General features: G+C 69.9%; 13 protein-coding genes. 6 read left to right on the forward strand and 7 right to left on the reverse strand.

The genetic code is table 11. The features are described from left to right. Positions 1-58: 58 nt before the first annotated feature. Both ACWFR3_RS16720 and ACWFR3_RS16725 read right to left on the reverse strand, forming a co-directional pair. The gene (locus ACWFR3_RS16720) at positions 59-493 is read right to left on the reverse strand and encodes an SRPBCC family protein (RefSeq protein ID WP_453735301.1); all 435 of its coding nucleotides are present in this window, start codon (positions 491-493) and stop codon (positions 59-61) included. Between the two features lie 133 nt (positions 494-626). Then, positions 627-1373 (reverse strand): hypothetical protein, encoded by a 747-nt coding sequence (locus ACWFR3_RS16725; protein ID WP_453735302.1) that lies wholly within the window; start codon positions 1371-1373, stop codon positions 627-629. Positions 1374-1567: 194 nt separating this feature from the next. Between ACWFR3_RS16725 and ACWFR3_RS16730 the strand changes: the two genes are divergently transcribed. Both ACWFR3_RS16730 and ACWFR3_RS16735 read left to right on the forward strand, forming a co-directional pair. Next, positions 1568-3613, forward strand: coding sequence for a SpoIIE family protein phosphatase (locus ACWFR3_RS16730; RefSeq protein WP_453735303.1), 2046 nt, complete (start codon positions 1568-1570; stop codon positions 3611-3613). A gap of 134 nt (positions 3614-3747) precedes the next feature. Then, positions 3748-4254: a carboxymuconolactone decarboxylase family protein gene (locus tag ACWFR3_RS16735; protein ID WP_453735304.1), complete on the forward strand. Its 507-nt coding sequence runs from the start codon at positions 3748-3750 to the stop codon at positions 4252-4254. Here ACWFR3_RS16735 and ACWFR3_RS16740 read toward each other — a convergent pair. The 5 genes from ACWFR3_RS16740 to ACWFR3_RS16760 all read right to left on the reverse strand — a co-directional run bounded on the left by ACWFR3_RS16740 (position 4235) and on the right by ACWFR3_RS16760 (position 11630). After that, positions 4235-5230 carry an MBL fold metallo-hydrolase gene (locus ACWFR3_RS16740; RefSeq protein WP_453735305.1) on the reverse strand — a complete coding sequence of 332 codons (996 nt, stop codon included), beginning with the start codon at positions 5228-5230 and terminating at the stop codon, positions 4235-4237. The genes ACWFR3_RS16735 and ACWFR3_RS16740 overlap by 20 nt on opposite strands. Before the next feature lie 250 nt (positions 5231-5480). Continuing rightward, positions 5481-7001, reverse strand: coding sequence for a catalase (locus tag ACWFR3_RS16745; protein ID WP_453735306.1), 1521 nt, complete (start codon positions 6999-7001; stop codon positions 5481-5483). Between the two features lie 278 nt (positions 7002-7279). Beyond that, on the reverse strand, positions 7280-9010 hold the full coding sequence (locus tag ACWFR3_RS16750) for a thiamine pyrophosphate-dependent enzyme (protein WP_453735307.1): 1731 nt from the start codon (positions 9008-9010) through the stop codon (positions 7280-7282). An 87-nt stretch (positions 9011-9097) separates the two neighbouring features. Then, positions 9098-10681, reverse strand: a complete 1584-nt coding sequence (locus ACWFR3_RS16755) for an FMN-binding glutamate synthase family protein (RefSeq protein ID WP_453735308.1) — start codon at positions 10679-10681, stop codon at positions 9098-9100. 91 nt (positions 10682-10772) lie between these two features. Further along, positions 10773-11630, reverse strand: coding sequence for an alpha/beta fold hydrolase (locus ACWFR3_RS16760; protein WP_453735309.1), 858 nt, complete (start codon positions 11628-11630; stop codon positions 10773-10775). Positions 11631-11687: 57 nt separating this feature from the next. Between ACWFR3_RS16760 and ACWFR3_RS16765 the strand changes: the two genes are divergently transcribed. The 4 genes from ACWFR3_RS16765 (at position 11688) to ACWFR3_RS16780 (ending at position 16968) form a co-directional block, all read left to right on the forward strand. Then, positions 11688-12290: a sigma-70 family RNA polymerase sigma factor gene (locus ACWFR3_RS16765; RefSeq protein WP_453735310.1), complete on the forward strand. Its 603-nt coding sequence runs from the start codon at positions 11688-11690 to the stop codon at positions 12288-12290. A gap of 63 nt (positions 12291-12353) precedes the next feature. After that, on the forward strand, positions 12354-13451 hold the full coding sequence (locus ACWFR3_RS16770; RefSeq protein WP_453735311.1) for a barstar family protein: 1098 nt from the start codon (positions 12354-12356) through the stop codon (positions 13449-13451). Between the two features lie 485 nt (positions 13452-13936). Next, positions 13937-15901 carry a ricin-type beta-trefoil lectin domain protein gene (locus ACWFR3_RS16775; protein ID WP_453735312.1) on the forward strand — a complete coding sequence of 655 codons (1965 nt, stop codon included), beginning with the start codon at positions 13937-13939 and terminating at the stop codon, positions 15899-15901. A gap of 35 nt (positions 15902-15936) precedes the next feature. After that, on the forward strand, positions 15937-16968 hold the full coding sequence (locus ACWFR3_RS16780) for a hypothetical protein (RefSeq protein ID WP_453735313.1): 1032 nt from the start codon (positions 15937-15939) through the stop codon (positions 16966-16968). Positions 16969-16984: the final 16 nt, after the last annotated feature.

Here is a 16984-nt window from a genome sequence, read left to right on the forward strand (position 1 = left end):
CTGTGGAAGCGGGCGCGACGCCGTGGTGCGTTGTGTTTCTGGTCCCCCTTCTCAGGGTTCAGGAGAGGGCTTGCTGCGCCGTCTTCTCGGCGAGCTTCTGGAACTCACCCAGGTCGTAGTTGGCCAGGGTGGAGTCGAGATTGGTGAGCGCGCCGAGGTGCTCCACGAAGCCCTTGGGGTCGTACTCGATCTGGAGCGTCACCCGGCTGGCGGTGTCGCTGAGGCGGTGAAAGGTCACCACACCCGCGTGATCCACCCCCTCGACGGTGTGCCAGGCGATCCGGTTCCCGGGCAACACTTCGGTGAGCTCGGCGACGAAGTTCTTCTCCGCGCCGGGCAGTTCCAGCTGCCATGCGAATCGGCGCTCGTCCATCGGCTCGACAAGACGCACGTGACTGAGGAAGGAGGGCCACCGTGTCACGTCGCTCCACAACTCCCAGGCGACGGAAACCGGCGCCTTGATGTCGACGGACTCGAGCAGGGACGCGGACATACGCACCTCTTTCTGGACGGGGGAGTGGCCGCGGACTGTCCGGGCCGGTGCAACCTTCGGCGGAAGCTGACCTCCGCCTCCGGTACCCCTTCGCGCGCGGACCATGCGAAGGCGTCACAGCACTGCGCGGGCGTCAGGCCTTCGCACCGGCCGCGGCGAGCTTCTTGAGGTCGACGGTCTCGTCGGCCGCGGGCTCCTGCGGGCTGACCGACTTGCCGTAGTCGCTGAAGGTGGTGGTGTTGGGGGCCTTGCCGCCGGTCGTCTTCGACCGCAGGATGTACGGCTTGCCCTCGGTGGCGACGTACAGCGTCATGGTCTCGCCGCCGGACGTCTTCTTCGTCAGCCGGATCGCCTCGGTGCCGTCGACGGTCGCCGTCGAGCCCTTCTTCATGCCTTTGCGCTCGGACTTGTCCTTGTCCAATTCGGCCATGAGCGCCTGCTTGTCGCACATGTTCTTCGTCGTCGCGTCGTCAGCGGGTGCCTTCACCCACTTGTCCGCCACCTTCGGCACGATCTTGTCGCTGCCGGGCTGGCCCTTGAGCGCGGCCGTCCAGTACTTCTCGTCGCCCCGCAGATAGAACGTCCCCTTGGTGTTGCGCACATCGGCGGACGCACCCTCCGCCTCGATGGAGCCGTCACAGTTCTTGCTCTTGTCCACCGACAGGTCGATGGTCATCGGGGCACCCGACTGCTGCATGGTGCCCTTCATGTGCATCGAGTCGGCCGCCTTGGTCGCCTTGACCGCGTCAGCGGCGATCTGATCGGCGCTCTTGCCCTCGAACGGCTTGCTCTTGCCGTCCGAATCGTCGCCGCCGCACCCGGCCAGGGCCACTAATGCCATCCCGGCTACCGCGGCCGCCATGGTTCTGCTGCCCCTCACCACGTCTGCTCCTCTCCGGGGGCGCGCCTGCGCCCTCCGCTCGTTCCCCGGCCTTCCGGGCCGCGGAAACACCCGGTTACCCCTTTGCTCACACAGATCACCGGAACGCCGGTGCTCACTTTTTGTGCGAGTACGAGACCGCGCGCCCGGGACGCCTGGCGCTTATGGTGACCGAGCGGCATACGGAGACAGCCATGACGTCAGCCAAGAAGTCACACATCGACCTGGAACAGCGCCTGCTCCTGACCGGTATGGGCAGCTTCGACTGGGACCTGGACAGCGGTGAGCTCACTCTCGACGCCGGTGCTCTCGCGGTGCTCGACCTGCGCCCCGACGAGTTCCACGGCCTGGTGGCCTCACTGGATCGAAGCGTGCCTGCCGATGAGATGGTGCGCATCACCTACGCCGTCACGGAAGCGTGCACCACCGGTGCCGACCTCTACGGCGTCTACTTCCGTGTCCGCCACCGCGACAGGTCGATGCATCTCAGCCATGCGCGGGGGCACGTCCGACGCGACGACGCGGGCCGGCCCGTGCGCGTCGTGGGAATCATACGGACGGCCGCGAACGACGGGACGGAGCTGGCGGCCACCGATCCGCGAGAGGAGCGCCGGCAGGGCATCGCCCTCATGGTGCAGGGCACCACGGAAGCCCTCTCCCGGGCCGTCACGGTCGACGACGTGGTGGCCGTGCTGTCCGGCGCGAGCGGCCTGGACCGGTTCGCCGCCGACGGCCTTGTCCTCGGCCTGGTCGACGGGGAGGACCTGAAGCTGATCGCCCTGGTGGGCCAGACGATGCAGGCCCTCGACGAACTCAAGCTGCACAAGGTCGACGAAAAGCTGCCGCTGGCCGAGGCCGTCCTGACCCGGCAGCCCCGCTTCGTGGGCTCGCTGCCCGATCTCGGCAGCCGCTTCACCCGCCTGGGGCCCTACATCGAGCACATGAAGCTCGACTCGGCGGCTTTCCTGCCACTGGTCGCGCAGGACCGCGCCATTGGCGGGCTCGCGCTGTTCTACCGCGGCCGGAAGGAATTCACCGACGCGGACCGCAACCTGTGCATCGGTCTTTCCGGCATCGTCGCCCAGTCGCTGCAACGCGCCATGCTCTTCGACGAGGAACGCGACCTGGCCAAGAGTCTGCAGGCCACGATGTTGCCGCGGGGCATCCCCGACGTCGCGGACTCCGAGGTCGCCGTGCGCTATCACGCCGCCTGGGGCGGTCGTGAGGTCGGAGGCGACTTCTACGACGTCATCACCCTGCCCCGCGGGCGCATCGGCGTGGTCGTGGGCGACGTACAGGGACACGACACCCACGCCGCGGCCATCATGGGGCAGCTGCGCATCGCCCTGCGGGCCTTCGCCGGTGAGGGGCACGCGCCCGCGACGGTGCTCTCGCGCACCTCCCGTTTCCTGGCCGAGCTGGACACCGAGCGGTTCGCCACCTGCACCTACGCCCAGTTCGACCCCGCCACCGGCATCGTGCGCGCCGTACGGGCCGGACATCTGCCGCCGTTGGTACGGCATGTGGACGGCCGGGTGGGCGTGCCGCGGGTGCCCGGCGGCCTGCCGCTGGGTCTTGCCACCGAGTTCGGCATGGAGGACTACCCCGAGGTACGGCTCGATCTCGTGCCCGGCGAGACCCTGGTGCTGTGCACGGACGGCCTGGTGGAGGACGCAAGTCTCGATCTCGACACCGGGATCCAGAACCTCGCCGAGGTCCTTGCCGCAGGCCCCGAGGGGGCCGGGGAGCTGGCGGACCATCTCTCTCGCGCGCTGTGGGAGCGCTGGGGCAGCAGCGACGACGTGGCGCTCCTGGTCCTGCGCCGCCTGCCCGACCCCGGCACGCTCCAGGAGCCGCGCATCCATCGCTATGTCCACCAGGCCGACCCCGAAGGACTCGCCGACGCACGGGCGGCGCTGCGGGAACACCTCGCGTTGTGGGGCCTGGGGGCGGTCGCCGACGACGTCGAGGTGGCGGCGGGCGAACTCCTCGTCAATGCCCTGGTCCACACCGACGGGGGCGCCATCCTCACCCTGGAGGTGCTCACCGGACCGCCCCGCCGTGTCCGCCTCTGGGTGAAGGACCGCTCCAGTACCCGCCCCCGCAGGGGTTCCCCGGTGGAGACCGCCACCTCCGGACGCGGACTGCTCCTGGTGGAGGCGGTCACGACGCGCTGGGGAGTCGAGCCGCGCGGCGAGGGCAAGGCCGTCTGGTGCGAATTCGCTGCGCCTGAGGCGTGATCGAGGCCTTGGGTCGGCACGGATCGAGGCCTTGGGCCGGCAGGCCGGAAACCGCTGGGCCGCCCGCGGTCACATCTTCCCGTCGCGATCCGTCAGAGCAGTGACAGCATCACAAAAGCTCTGAGGAGACAGCAATGGAAACACGTTCGATCACGGCGCCGGTTCCGATGGGTCCGCGGATGAGCGAGGACCCCGCCGAGCTCGTTCCCGAGCTGGCAGCGGTGTCGGCGGCCCTGTTCAAGGTAACCGGCAACGGTTCGGTGCCCCGTTCCACGATCAGTCTGCTCCAGCTGCGGGCGGGCCAGATCGTCGCCAGCACCTACCTGACCGTTCTGCACACGGGCTTCCTGCGCAAGGCCGGGGAATCGGAGGAGCGCATCACGTCGGTGTCCTCATGGCAGGACTCTCCGTATTTCACCGAGGCCGAGCGTGCCGCGCTGGCGCTGACGGAGGCCGTCCTGCAGCCGTCCACACACGGCGAGAGGGTCTCCGACGAGCTGTACGCGCGGGCGGCGGAACACTATGAGCCCACGGCGCTGAGCACCCTGATGTTCGCGATCGGACAGGTCAGCTTCTTCATCGCCGTCGCGCTCATCGCCAAGCCGGTGCCCGGCCGCTCGTTCAGCGACCCGTGGAACTAGGACCGCTCGGCTGCCGGGCCGGCCACGCGCGAGGGTAGGGAACCCGCATTGATTCCGCCGTGACCGGGGTGTGTTCGGCGGCGGCGTGCAGGCGTCCCTCGCGCAGGACGACGGCGCGCTTGCGAAGCATCGTGTCGACCAGTTCGGCGGCGAGAGCCTCGGGTGTGCGGGCCAGGAGCCGTGCGGCGTCGGTCAGCCATGCCCGCGCGAGCAGGTAGGACTCGACCTCGCCGGCGGGCATGCCGCCGCGGATCATCAGGGCGAACGCGAAGATCCGCCGTGCGCCGTACCAGACGGCGCCGGCCGGATCCTCGACGAGGCGCCGGGCACGGCGGAAAGCCGTGTCGAAGGCCTCGCCGGGATCCGCGGGAACGGGGCCGTGCGAGGGGAGGATCACGCGCGGGGCGAGGTCGGCCATCCGCTTCAGGGACATCAGCGCGGTGGCCGCCGCGTCGGGTCCGTCGAGGGCGAGGTTCACCCAGCCGACGTCGTAGTCCGACAGCGCGTCCCCGACCACGAGCAGGCGCTCCTCCGGCTGCCACAGCGCGAGGTGGCCGGGGGTGTGGCCCGGCGTGCGGACGATCTCCCAGTCCGCGTCGCCGAGCCGCAGGATCTGCCCGTCGTCGAGCGGCACGTCGACCGCGTACGGCGCGACCGGCTGGTCGAGATACTCGGCCAGACAGCAGCCGGGATCCCTGCGCTCGATGGCCTCGGCTTCCGGAGCCCCGGCCGCGATGCCCGAACCACCCGCCTGCAGAAGGGCGTTGCCGCCCACGTGGTCGGAGTGCCAGTGGGTGTTCACGACCAGGTCGACGGAGCCGGCGTGCGCACGTGCCCAGTCGGCCGTCTGTGCGGCGTGGCCGACGAAACCGCTGTCGACCAGGGCCGGTCGGCGTCCGTGCAGCAGAAGCAGGTTGGCGTCGGGAAACGGCCGCTGCCGCCAGGTCAGCCAGGACGGCAGCGGCTGCGGGCTCAACTCGCGGCGCCGTTCACGCGGATGCGCTCCTGCGCTTCGGGGCTCGCCGGTTCGTACTGTGCCTGATCTGCCACGCGCTCTCCTTCGACGGCCCGCACGGTCGTTGGACGGTGGGATCAGCGTAGACACCACCGGGGCTGCCTTCGCAGGGGGCTGCGGGCGGCTGCGGCACGGCACGCCTGTCGGCCGCTGCCCTTGCGCGGGCGGCGGCCGACAGGTGGGGGTGGCTCAGGCCTTCAGGTGCGGGTGCTCAGGCCTTGTGCTGCATGCTGCTGCGGGCCGGGTTGGCCTGCTCGCCGGCCTTGGGGTCCTTCTCGCCCGCCTTGGCGCGCACTCCCTGCTGAATGCGCTCACCGATGGACTTGTCGACGTTGGACCAGTACTCGAAGGCCCTGACGAGCACGGGCTCGCTCACGTCGTTGAGCAGGTGTCCCACGACGTTGTCCACGAGACGGTCGCGCGCCGCGTCGTCGAGGACCTCGCGGACCATGGTGCCCGCCTGGCCCCAGTCGTCGTCCTCGGCGTGGTCGACGTAGGCGGCGCGGGTGATGTCACCGTCCGCGTACCAACTCGGCGGGGCATAGCGGCTGGTGTCGGCTGCCGGGCCGCCCTTGGAGTTCGGTGCGTAGACCGGATCCTCGGTCTTGTTGTAGGCCATGGCTCCGTCTTTGGAGTACGTGCGCAAGGGCGCGACGGGAGCGTTGACCGGCAGCTGCTGGTAGTTGCCGCCGATGCGGTGGCGGTGCGCGTCGGCGTAGGAGAACAGCCGCGCGAGGAGCATGCGGTCGGGGCTCGGGCCGATGCCGGGGACCAGGTTGTTCGGCTGGAACGCCGCCTGCTCGATCTCGGCGTGGTTGTCCGTGGGGTTGCGGTCCAGGGTCATCTTGCCGACCTCGATCAGCGGGTAGTCCGCATGCGGCCACACCTTGGTCAGGTCGAAGGGGTTGAAGCGGTAGGTCGCCGCATCGTCGTACGGCATGACCTGCACGTGCAGCGTCCAGCTGGGGTACTCCCCGTCACGGATGTGCTCGAAGAGATCCCGTGTGTGGTAGTCCGTGTCGGCCGCGGCCATCTGGTCACCCTCGTGCTGGGTGAAGTGCTCGACGCCCTGGTCGGTCTTGAAGTGGTACTTCACCCAGAACCGCTCGCCCTGTGCGTTGATCCACATGTACGTGTGCGAGGTGTAGCCGTTCATGTGGCGCCAGGAGCGCGGGATGCCCCGGTCGCCCATCAGCCAGGTGACCTGGTGCGCCGACTCGGGCGAGAGGGTCCAGAAGTCCCACTGCATGTCGTGGTCGCGGAGGTTGTTGTCCGCCCGGCGTTTCTGGGACCGGATGAAGTGCTGGAACTTCATGGGGTCCTTCACGAAGAAGACCGGGGTGTTGTTCCCGACCATGTCGTAGTTGCCCTCGGTGGTGTAGAACTTCACCGCGAATCCGCGCGGGTCGCGCCAGGTGTCCGGGCTGCCGCGCTCGCCGGCCACGGTGGAGAACCGTGCCACCAGGTCGGTCCGCGTACCCGGCTGGAAGAGGGCGGCTTTCGTGTACGCGCTGACGTCCTGTGTGACCTCGAAGTGGCCGAAGGCGCCGCTGCCTTTGGCGTGCGGCTGCCGCTCGGGAATCCGCTCCCGGTTGAACTGCGCCATCTGTTCGATCAGATAGGAGTCCTGCAGGAGGATCGGCCCACCGGCGCCGACGGTGAGCGAGTGTTCGTCGCTCTCGACCGGAGCACCGGCGTCCGTGGTGGTCGCCTTACCTGTCACGTCGCTCATGGTTTACGAGTGCCTTTCGGTGGGTGGTGTGCTCTGCGCCGCAAGGGGCTGGGCAGCGGTGGTCCGTCGCCGGCTCGGCGGATTCGGCGGCGTGCCGGTGTCGAGTCCATCTTGCGGCTTTTGTGCCAGTGTGGCCATTTGTTCGCACCCTTCCGCCCGCGTGGTCCTGCCGTCCGCGTCTGCCGTTTTTGTGCGGATCTTTCGCCGGACAGGCACCGGGTGCCCGACTTGGCGCCGTCAATACGTGGTGAGCGCTTCCGTTTCCTGCGCCCGGCCGCTCAGCGGCTGCCGGGACTGGTGAGGTTCTCGCGGATCTTGGCGATGGCGAATCCCCAGCCCTGCTGGACGGTCGGCTTGCCCGGCACGGCGATCTCCTCGGGGTTGGTGAGGACGTCAAGGAGGACGGGGCCCGGCGTGGCGAAGGCCTTGCCGACGCCCTCGGCGAGATCCTCCGCGCGGCTCACCCGAATGCCGGTGATGCCAAGGGCCTCGGCGACCGCGGCGAAATCCGGGTTGTCGAGTTCGGTGCCGAACTCCGGAAGGCCCGCTTGCTCCTGCTCCAGCTTGACCATCCCGAGCCGCTGGTTGTCGAAGACGACGAGCTTGACCGGCAGCTGCAGGCTGCGGATGGTCATCAGGTCGCCAAGGAGCATCCCGAGCCCGCCGTCGCCGCAGAAGGCGACGACCTGCCGGTCGGCGTCCAGAAGCTGCGCGCCGATCGCCTGCGGCATCGCGTTGGCCATCGAGCCCAGGTTGTACGAGCCGAGCAGCCGGCGTGAGCCGCGCATCTCGACGAAGCGCGAGAGCCACACGGTGGCCATGCCGGTGTCCGAGGTGAACACGGCATCGTCGGCCGCCAGGGCATCCACCGCCGCGGCCAGCGCTTCCGGACGTACCAGGTGATCGCGGTTGTCGAAGGCGGAGCGCACCTTGCCGATCAGGCCGCGGTCGTGCCCCGGCGCGGCAAGCCGCTGCTGCCCCTCCTGCCACTTGGTGAACTTCTCCCGCGCCTCGTCCAGATGCTTGCGCTCGGTCCGCCGCTCCAGACGTTCGAGGAGCCCGCGCACCGTGGGCCCGACGTCCGCGGCAAGGGGCACGTCGACCGGGACGCGCCGCCCGATGTGCTCGGCGACCCGGTCGACCTGGACGACCTTCTTGCCCTGCGGATACCACTCCCGGTAGGGAAAGTCGGTGCCGAGCAGCAGCAGCGTGTCGGCGTGGTCCATGGCGTGCGAGGCGGCCGGGTTGCCGATCAGGCCCGTCTGGCCGACCTGGTAGGGGTTGTCGCCCTCGAAGCCCTCCTTCGCCTTGAGCGTGAGCACCATGGGCGCGGCAAGGCGCTCCGCGAGGGCAAGGACCTCCTCGCGAGATCCGCGCGCCCCGCGCCCGACGAGCATGGTGACCTTGCCTCCGTCGGAGAGGGCGGTGGCCGCCTCGTCGAGGGCCGGGTCGTCGGGCCGGTTGGCCGAGCCGACGACGGAGAGCCGGGACGGCCGGTCGTCCGGCAGTTCCTTGCCGCCGATGTCGCCCGGGATCGTCAGGACGGCGACGCCGCGCCGCCCGATCGCGTTGCGTACGGCGATCTCGAGCAGGCCCGGCATCTGCTCCGGGGAAGTGACGGTGGCGCGGAAGACGGCGACGTCACGGAAGAGGAGGTCGTTGTCGACCTCCTGGAAGTAGTCGGTACCCACCTCGGCCAGCGGCACCTGGCCGGCGATGGCGAGCACCGGGGTTCCGCTCTTGGCGGCGTCGTACAACCCGTTGAGCAGGTGCACGGAGCCGGGCCCCACGGTGCCCATGCAGACCCCGAGGGTGTCGGTGAGCTGGGACTGGGCGCCGGCGGCGAAAGCCGCGGCCTCCTCGTGGCGGCAGCCCACCCATTCGACGGACTCGGTGTCGCGGATGGCGTCGGTGAGGGGGTTCAGCGCATCCCCCACCACGCCGAACACATGGCTCACTCCGAGTTCTTCCAGGCCGTCGATCACGACGCGGGCAACAGTGCGGGACATCAGGGGGTTCCTCTCGGAGGATCGGTGCGTACGGGAGTGTCTGTGCGTACGGGTTGTCTGTGCGTACGGAGGACAGGGGAGTGGCCGTCAGGGGGCGAAGGTGTCCGGATCGGCCGCATGCCAGTCGGCGGCCCAGCTGCCGGGCGGTGCGGCGAGCAGTTCGCCGGGGGAGAGCCACTCGTACAGCTCGGCGTAGGAGCGGAAGCGGCCGTGGTCCTCGCGGCGGCGCAGCAGACGCGGGCTGAGGTCCGCGGCGCTGCTTACGCCCATCGCGGCCAGGATCTGCAGCGCGCTCTGGACGGTGTTCCGCTGGAAGCGCTCGACGCGGGCGGCCTTGTCCACGACGTCCAGGGCACGGGCACGGTGCGGATCCTGGGTGGTGACGCCGGTCGGGCAGTGGTTGGTGTGGCAGCGCTGGGCCTGGATGCAGCCGACGGCGAACATCATCGCGCGGGCCGCATTGGTGTAGTCGGCGCCCATGACGAGGCGCTTGACGATGTCGGAGCCCGTCGCCACCTTGCCGCTCGCACCCAGGCGGATACGGTCGCGCAGCCCCGCGCCGGTCAGCGCACTGTGCACCATGATGAGTCCCTCGGTGAGCGGCATGCCCACGTGATCGGCGAACTCGAGCGGAGCCGCGCCCGTGCCGCCCTCCGCGCCGTCCACCACGATGAAGTCAGGGGTGACTCCTTCCGCCGCCATGGCCTTGCACACGGCAAGGAACTGGGTTCGGGAGCCGGGACACAGCTTGAAGCCCACCGGTTTGCCGTCCGCCAGTTCCCGCATCCGGGCCAGGAAGAGGACGAGCTCGCGAGGGGTGGAGAAGACGCGGTGGTAGGGGGGAGAGACGACCGTCTCGCCTTCGGGCACGCCTCGGACCGAGGCGATCTCGGCGTTGACCTTGCTGCCGGGCAGGACGCCTCCGATGCCCGGTTTCGCGCCCTGCGACAGCTTGAGCGACACACAGCGCACGGCGGGGTGGGCGGCCTTCTCGGCGAACTGCCGCGCGTCGAAATCCCCGTCACGGGTGCGGCAGCCGAAGTAGCCGGTGCCGATCTCCCAGATGAGGTCACCGCCGGGCCGCAGGTGGTACTCGGACAGGCCGCCCTCGCCGGTGTCATGGGCGAAGGCGCCGCGGGCCGCGCCCGTGTTCAGCGCCACGATGGCGTTGGAGGACAGCGCGCCGAAGCTCATCGCCGAGACGTTGAGGAGAGCCATGTCGTACGGCTTGGTGCAGTCGGGGCCGCCGATGCGGACGCGGGGCGGCTCCTCGGGCACTTTCGCCGGCGCCATGGACGGCACGAGGAACTCGTAGCCGCGTTCGTCCATGTCGCGTTCGCTGCCGAACGGCTCCTCGGCGGCGACGCCCTTGGCGCGTTCGTAGACGATGCTGCGGGTGTCGCGGTCGTAGGGCCTGCCGTCGTAGTTGCGCTCCACGAAGTACTGCTGCAGCTCCGGGCGCAGCTTTTCCATGAGGAACCGCAGATGGCCGAGCACGGGGTAGTTCCGCAATACGGAGTGCCGTCGCTGGACGAGGTCGTACGTGCCGGTCAGGGCCGCGGCCACGAAAGGAGCCCCGGCGAACCACCACCACGGGGACACCAGGAGGGCCAGAAGCACACTGCCCACTGCGCAGGCCATCAGCAGGCCGACCGCTGCGAAACGCGTCATGATCCCCATCTGACCCGAATTCAGCCGGTCACACATGCGCACGTCCGACGTATGGCCGGATGCGTCCGGGGGCGGGCCGCGACTGCGGGGCCTACCCCAGAAACGCCGCGGTGCTGGCCGTGAACCGTTCGGCGTCGTCGAGCCAGGGATAGTGGCCCGCTGCCGCCTGCACCACGCAGGTGGCGTCCGGGAAGAGCGCCGCGAACTCGGCCACCGGCTCAGGGGGACTGTTCACGTCGAACTCCCCGGTGTGCAGCAGCACGGGTACCTCACAGCGCGCGAGCCCGGCACGTGTGGCTGCCGGGTCGAAGGCGCCCTCTGCCGCGAAACCGGCGACGGCTTCCTCGTTGCCCGGCCGGCTCGCCGCACAGTGGCGGCGGGCAGCGGTGTCCCACCGGCCGTAGAAGAAGGGGCTTATGGCCTCCCAGTCCGTGCCGGTGCCCTCGGTTATCGCCTCCAGTGCGGCGAAGGCGGGCGGGAACCACGGCTCGTTCTTCCGCAACCGCACCAGCTCACGTCGCGTCTCACCGGTGATCTCGATACCGACGGCCCGGGTCCCGGGGCTGATCAGGGCGAGCTTGCTGACGCGGTGCGGGTGGCGAGCCGCGTACTGGGCCGCGATGTTCGCGCCGCCGGAGTGAGCGAGCAGGTCCATCCGGGGGAGTCCGAGGTGCCGGCGCAGGGTTTCGACGTCCTCGACGAGGCGGTCGCACCGGTAGGTGGCGGGGTCCGCGGGGATCGTGGACCGTCCGGTGCCGCGGGTGTCCGGGACGATCAGCCGCCGGTGCGCGGACAGGCCGCCGAGGTCGCCGAGGTAGCGGGAGTCCGCCGGGCCGCCGGGGATGCAGACGAGCGGGGCGCCGTCGCCGTGGAGGCGGTAGGAGAGTCGGGTTCCGTCAGATGCGGAGTACGTGCGGTAGGTGGGCATGCCCCGGATCCTGGCAGTCATAACCTGGTTATACAACCCGGTTATGACGACGGGAGTGCAGACCTGTATAACCGAGCCATGGCAGGTACAGAGGACACGCGCCAGAACTCCGGGGCACTGACCGAGGGGCAGGCCGCGCGGATGCTTGCCGGGATGAACGAGGTCATCCGCGCGGGCGAGGAGATGCGGAAGCTGCGCGCGGAAATGATCAAGCTGTTCGCCGGGTTCGGCTGGACGCAGGACAAGATCGCCGAACTGGCGGACATGAGCCAGCCGGCCGTGTCCAAGCAGATGACGAAGTACAAGGCGGTCGACCTGCCGCCGCCGATGGAGCTTCACCTCGACCAGCGGGACATCCCTTGGCTCGAAGGACGCCTGTGGGGCCTGGCCGAGATGGTCTCCGAGGCCCTGGACGGCAGCGCCCACTGCACCCGCTGCGTCGACGCCCTCAGCCGGGGAAGGAAGCGCTTCACCCCCCAGAACGCCGACGAGCTGCGGCGCCTGCTCGAAGAGGACTTCAGGCAGCATCAGGCACAACTGCCGGGCAGCTACCGGGGTGCGTACGACGAGATCAGCCGCCGCCTCGACATTCCCGCGAAGGTCAGCGTCACCGGTTCGGCCTCCGTGCGCCGCGCCCTCGCCCGTGAGATCCAGCGCGATCAGCTCGCGGGCGACGCCTGAGCCCAACAGCTCTGCGTACGGGCCCGTTGGAAAAGAGCTTCGCGGCGAAGGCCCGGGCCGGGCATGATTTCGGCCGTGCATGGGGACAGCGACTCTCGCGGGTACGGGCGGTACACGCTGACGGAAACGGAGCACGACCAGGTCCTGGGCGTGTGCGCCGAGGCGGACGGACTGTTCGGGGAGCCCCGGCGAGGGACGTACGAACTCTTCGGCTGGGTCCCGGAAGACGGCGCGGTGCAGGGCTGGGTCGGCAGCCGGGTGTGGCTCGTGCCGGACGACGAGCCGCTCGACGCCTGGCTCATCGAGGACGCGGAGAGCCCGGGGCGATCCCCCGGTGCGCACAGCCTCGTACTCACCGGCCTGGACGACTACGAAGGCCCGCCCGAGGGATACAGGGGTTCCGTACGAGTGCACGACGGCCACCGGTGGCTGGGCTCCTGCCGGGAGTTCACCCTCGTGCTGCCGTCCGAACGCAAGCCGCCCCCGCTCGTACTGCGTGGGCTCCTCCCCAGTGATCTGTTGCGGACGGCCCTGGCGAAGGGCACTCGACGGGCGCTGGACCTGGCGGAAGTGGCTCTCGAAATACGCGACGACCAGGGCGAGTTGCTTGCCGAACGGACCTTCTGGACCGAAGTCAGGGCCTGGCGACCCTCCGCCTACGGGAAGAACTTGATCGACCTGGAGCTCGGTGTGGAGCTCCACCCGCCCGTGCCCGATCACGCCCGTCCCCTCTGGGAGCGGTGGTTCGCCGGGCCGCCGGACAGCCCGGGCGCCTGGGCCGCCCTGGACGCCCGGCGCCGCGGAGCCTGGCTCGATCTCGTCCGCGAGCGCGGCTGCCGACGCCCTCGCCACGACCGGCCCGCCGGGCATGCCTACGAACTCGACGGCAGGCACATCACCGACGAACCGAGCCTCTACCTCGCGCTCGGCGAGGCGGTGAACGGGCCCGGCGGCTACTTCGGCGGCTGCCTGGCGGCCCTCGACGACTGCCTGCGCGGCACCTTCGGCTACACCGCCCCCGCGACCCTGCTCTGGCGGGACGCCGTGACCGTCCGCCGGCACCTGTCCCGCGGGCTGACGCCGGAGGGTGATGCCTACGACCTGTTCGCCGAAGTCCTCGATGTCCTGGCCGGGGGCGGCATGCGGGTCACCCTGGCGTGACCCGCGCCACGGCGAGCTCAACGGAGTCGCGTGTGCTGCTCGTTGAGGATGTGACGCGGTAGCTTTCGAAAGCGGGTGCGAGTACTGGCGGTAACGCCACGGTTCCTCCCCGGTGTCGAATGCAAGTCACTCGAACTTCTTGTTTCCTGTGAGTCGGCTGTGCCAGGGTGAGCTTCCTCGCGCCGAGGCAATGGTCAAGCCCGCTTTTCTTGTCCGGGATCTCGTCCGGTCGACCCACAAGGTCTTCCGCCGGTCGTATGCGGACAGTTCGCGGTTTGCTGATGCGTTTTTCCGCCCCGGCGAGTCCTAGGTATGCACCAATCAGTCGCCCGCTTTTCGGTGGGTGCGTTTTCCGTGTGCCGCCTTTCGGCTTGGAAGGAAAAGGATCCGTGCAATCCCCGCACCCCCCACGCCCGACCCACCCTCCTCATCCCGGTGCCGATCCCGCAGAATCCGATCTGAGTCTCGCCGCCCGACTGCGGGGCGTGCCGGAGGGGGAGCCGGGCCGGCCCGTCGCGCTCCTGCTCGCGCGGCACTGGCAGTCGACGCACGACTACGCGGCCATCTGCCTGGCCTCGCGGACGAGTTCGGCCTCGATGGTCGCCACGGCGTCCTTCCACCAGATGCTCGGACAGCTGGCGCGCGGCGAGCCGGGCGGTGCCCTTCGTCCGTACCTCCTTGTGACCGTCCGGGAGACGGTCAGGGGGTGGACCGTCGACGACCGCATATCCGCCTTCATGCCGGAACTCCGCAAACCGACCGGCGGTCGCGGCATGCGGGCGGCGACCTCCATGACGCCCGAAAAGCGGCAACTCGCCGCGCGCTCCTTCTGGGCGCTTCCGGCACTCGCCCAATGCCTGTTGTGGCACACCGAGGTCGAGGCCGAGCACATATCCATACCCGCCGGTTTGTCGGGCTTGAGCGCCGACGTCGCGGCCGACACCCTCGACCAGGCGCGTGAACAATTCCGGGCAGGCATCGTCCGCGCTCACCGGGAACTCGCGCCGACCAAAGAATGCTCTCTTTACAATCGGCTCCTCGATGTCGCGATGCGCCGTGGCGGTGGCTTGCTGCGCGACCTCCAGCAGCATCTGACGGAATGCCGCCACTGCCGAGACGTGGCCGACCAGCTCAGCCATTGCGAAAGCCGCCTCGGCACTCTTCTGGCCGAAGCGGTACTCGGCTGGGGCGTGCGTCGCTACCTGGAGTCGCGTCCGGGGCGCGGAGGTTCGGCGAAGCGTGGCGCAGGTCCCGCGAAGCGCGGCGGAGGAGCCGGACACGGCGGCAGACACTCGGGCGGCGGCGGACGCCACCGTCCCGCGTCGCACACCCCTCTGCCGGGCGCCGGTCCGCTCGCCTCCGCGCGGACGCGCTCACGGGCGCTGCGCACCGGAGCGGTCCTGGGGTCAGCCGCCCTGCTCGCGACCCTGCTCGTCATCACTCTCGCGCCGGGCGACGGCGGCGACGGCGGATCTGTGCCACCCACCGGCATGGCCGGAGGCCATCACGCGGGCCCGGGCGCGGATACCGATGAGCCGCCCGCGGGCTCTTCCCCTCCCACCGACACGGAATATCCCGGCAGTTCCGACCGGGGCAGGCTGCGCAACACGGCAGCGGACCTGTGCCTCGACGTCCGGGGCGGCAAGGTGAAGCCCGATGCCGGGACGAAGCTGGCCAAGTGTTCGGCCAAGGCGAGCCAGCAGTGGTCGTACGAGGAGAACGGGCTGCTGAGCAGCGTCACCCGCCCCGACCTCTGCCTGGATTCCGGCGCGGACGACGGCGTGCTCGCCCTCGGTGCGTGTGCGGCGCCCTCGGCCGCGCATGCCGATGAGGTGCGCTACGACCTGACCGTGCTGGGGGAGTTGCTCCCCCGATGGCACGAAGGACTGGCGGTCGTGCCCTCCTCCTTGCGCAAGGGTGCGGATGTGCTGGTCAAAGTCCGTGACGGAGCCGCGAAAGAGCGATGGATGCTCGACTCCCCGACCACGGCTCGCGGGCCCCGGTCGATCGACGGCAAGGGCGGCCCCTCCGCGAAGAGCGGCCCCGACTCCCCGCGCGGGGAGGGCGACGCCTGTACCGGCTCGGCCTGCGAGCCGTCATCGCCCAAGGAGCAGAGGCCGGGGCGCAGAGGAGAGGGCAACAAGGGTCAGGGCAACAAGGGCCAGGGCCGGCAGCCCGCGCCGGACTCGACCCGGAGCGGCGACATCGAAAAGCGGTACGCCGAGGTCGGCTGCTGCGACGGATCCGCCCCGGTGACGGCGAATCACCCCGGTGGTGGTCTCCGTACTCCCGCCGTACGGGAGAGGGTTGGGGACTCGGTGCCATCGCACGTGGACCTGACGGGGCGTGTGTTGCCCGCTGTCGCAGCGGACAACACCCTCGATGCCGGTCAGGGCTTCAGGGGCAAGGGGGCCCGGGGACAAGAGGGTACGGAGGCACAGGGGCGCTGAGCCGGTGACACCCCCTGATGTCTAGGGTCGACCCCATGACGAGGACCACACCGCCGCGGCCACTGGACGTCGAGTCACTCTTCCCCGAACTCGCCGCGTACCGGGGCACCACCACCCGACTGCACCCGAAGCCGGGAGCCCCGGACGTGACGGCCAGTTCCGTGGGCGGGCCGATGCTGTGGCCGGCGGACGAGCCGTGGCCGGTGTGCACCGAGGCCCACAAGCGCGGGAGCGGCCTGCGTCCTGCGGACATCCACCGCGCCCGACAGGTGCTGGCCGACGCGTGGGACCGGGCACCGCACTCGGGCCCCACGGAGGAAGAACGCCTGCTCCTGGACGAATTGCGCCGCAGACATCGCATCCCCGGTGTCTCCGACACCGATCCGCTCCCGATGATCGGCCTTGCGCAGCTCCACCGGCGGGACATCCCCGACCTGCCGGCCGGTCCGGTCGGCTCGGACCTGCTGCAGGTGTTCTGCTGCCCGTTCGACGCGCACGGGCGCTACAGGTGCGAACTGCTGCTTCACCTGCGCTGGCGCAGGTCGGCGGAGGTCGGCGAGGTGCTGGCCTCGCCGCCGCAGCCTCAGGTCGTCGGCGCGGAAGGTTACGTGCCCGAGCCCTGTGTGCTGCACCCGGAGCAGGTGGTCACCTACCCCTTCGCGGGGCTTCTGCCCGAGGACCTGTGCGAGCGGATCTACGCCAGGGAGGACGCCCATGACGAAGCGGCCGAGGAGCTGGAGGACGAGGACGCGGATGACCTGATCCGCTATCAGTACGACCTGTCGATCCCGCCCGGCTGGCGCGTCGGCGGCTTCGCCTCATGGCACACGACCGACCCGTCCGCCATGAACTGCCTGACCTGCGCCACCCCCATGGAGCTGCTGCTGACCATCGACAGCTGCGAGTGGGACGGCGGCAGCGGAAGCTGGAAACCGCTGGAACAAGCGGACTTGCACCCGCACCCGGCCGCCCTGCCCACCCGGGTCGTCGTGGGCCGCGCCGGCGAGATGAACATTTTCGCCTGCCCCGCCGAGCCCGGCCACCCGCACCGCTTGAGCGTTCAGTAGGCCGACCTGGCTTGTG

Source organism: Streptomyces sp. NPDC055189 (assembly GCF_053606765.1).

What these genes read in the sequence shown, in the direction of transcription:
- ACWFR3_RS16760 (WP_453735309.1), bottom strand. Translation starts at nt 11,630, where the DNA reads ATGACTGCCAGGATCCGGGGCATGCCCACCTACCGCACGTACTCCGCA.
- ACWFR3_RS16720 (WP_453735301.1), bottom strand. Translation starts at nt 493, where the DNA reads ATGTCCGCGTCCCTGCTCGAGTCCGTCGACATCAAGGCGCCGGTTTCC.
- ACWFR3_RS16730 (WP_453735303.1), top strand. Translation starts at nt 1,568, where the DNA reads ATGACGTCAGCCAAGAAGTCACACATCGACCTGGAACAGCGCCTGCTC.
- ACWFR3_RS16755 (WP_453735308.1), bottom strand. Translation starts at nt 10,681, where the DNA reads ATGACGCGTTTCGCAGCGGTCGGCCTGCTGATGGCCTGCGCAGTGGGC.
- ACWFR3_RS16745 (WP_453735306.1), bottom strand. Translation starts at nt 7,001, where the DNA reads ATGAGCGACGTGACAGGTAAGGCGACCACCACGGACGCCGGTGCTCCG.
- ACWFR3_RS16735 (WP_453735304.1), top strand. Translation starts at nt 3,748, where the DNA reads ATGGAAACACGTTCGATCACGGCGCCGGTTCCGATGGGTCCGCGGATG.
- ACWFR3_RS16750 (WP_453735307.1), bottom strand. Translation starts at nt 9,010, where the DNA reads ATGTCCCGCACTGTTGCCCGCGTCGTGATCGACGGCCTGGAAGAACTC.
- ACWFR3_RS16765 (WP_453735310.1), top strand. Translation starts at nt 11,688, where the DNA reads ATGGCAGGTACAGAGGACACGCGCCAGAACTCCGGGGCACTGACCGAG.
- ACWFR3_RS16780 (WP_453735313.1), top strand. Translation starts at nt 15,937, where the DNA reads ATGACGAGGACCACACCGCCGCGGCCACTGGACGTCGAGTCACTCTTC.
- ACWFR3_RS16770 (WP_453735311.1), top strand. Translation starts at nt 12,354, where the DNA reads ATGATTTCGGCCGTGCATGGGGACAGCGACTCTCGCGGGTACGGGCGG.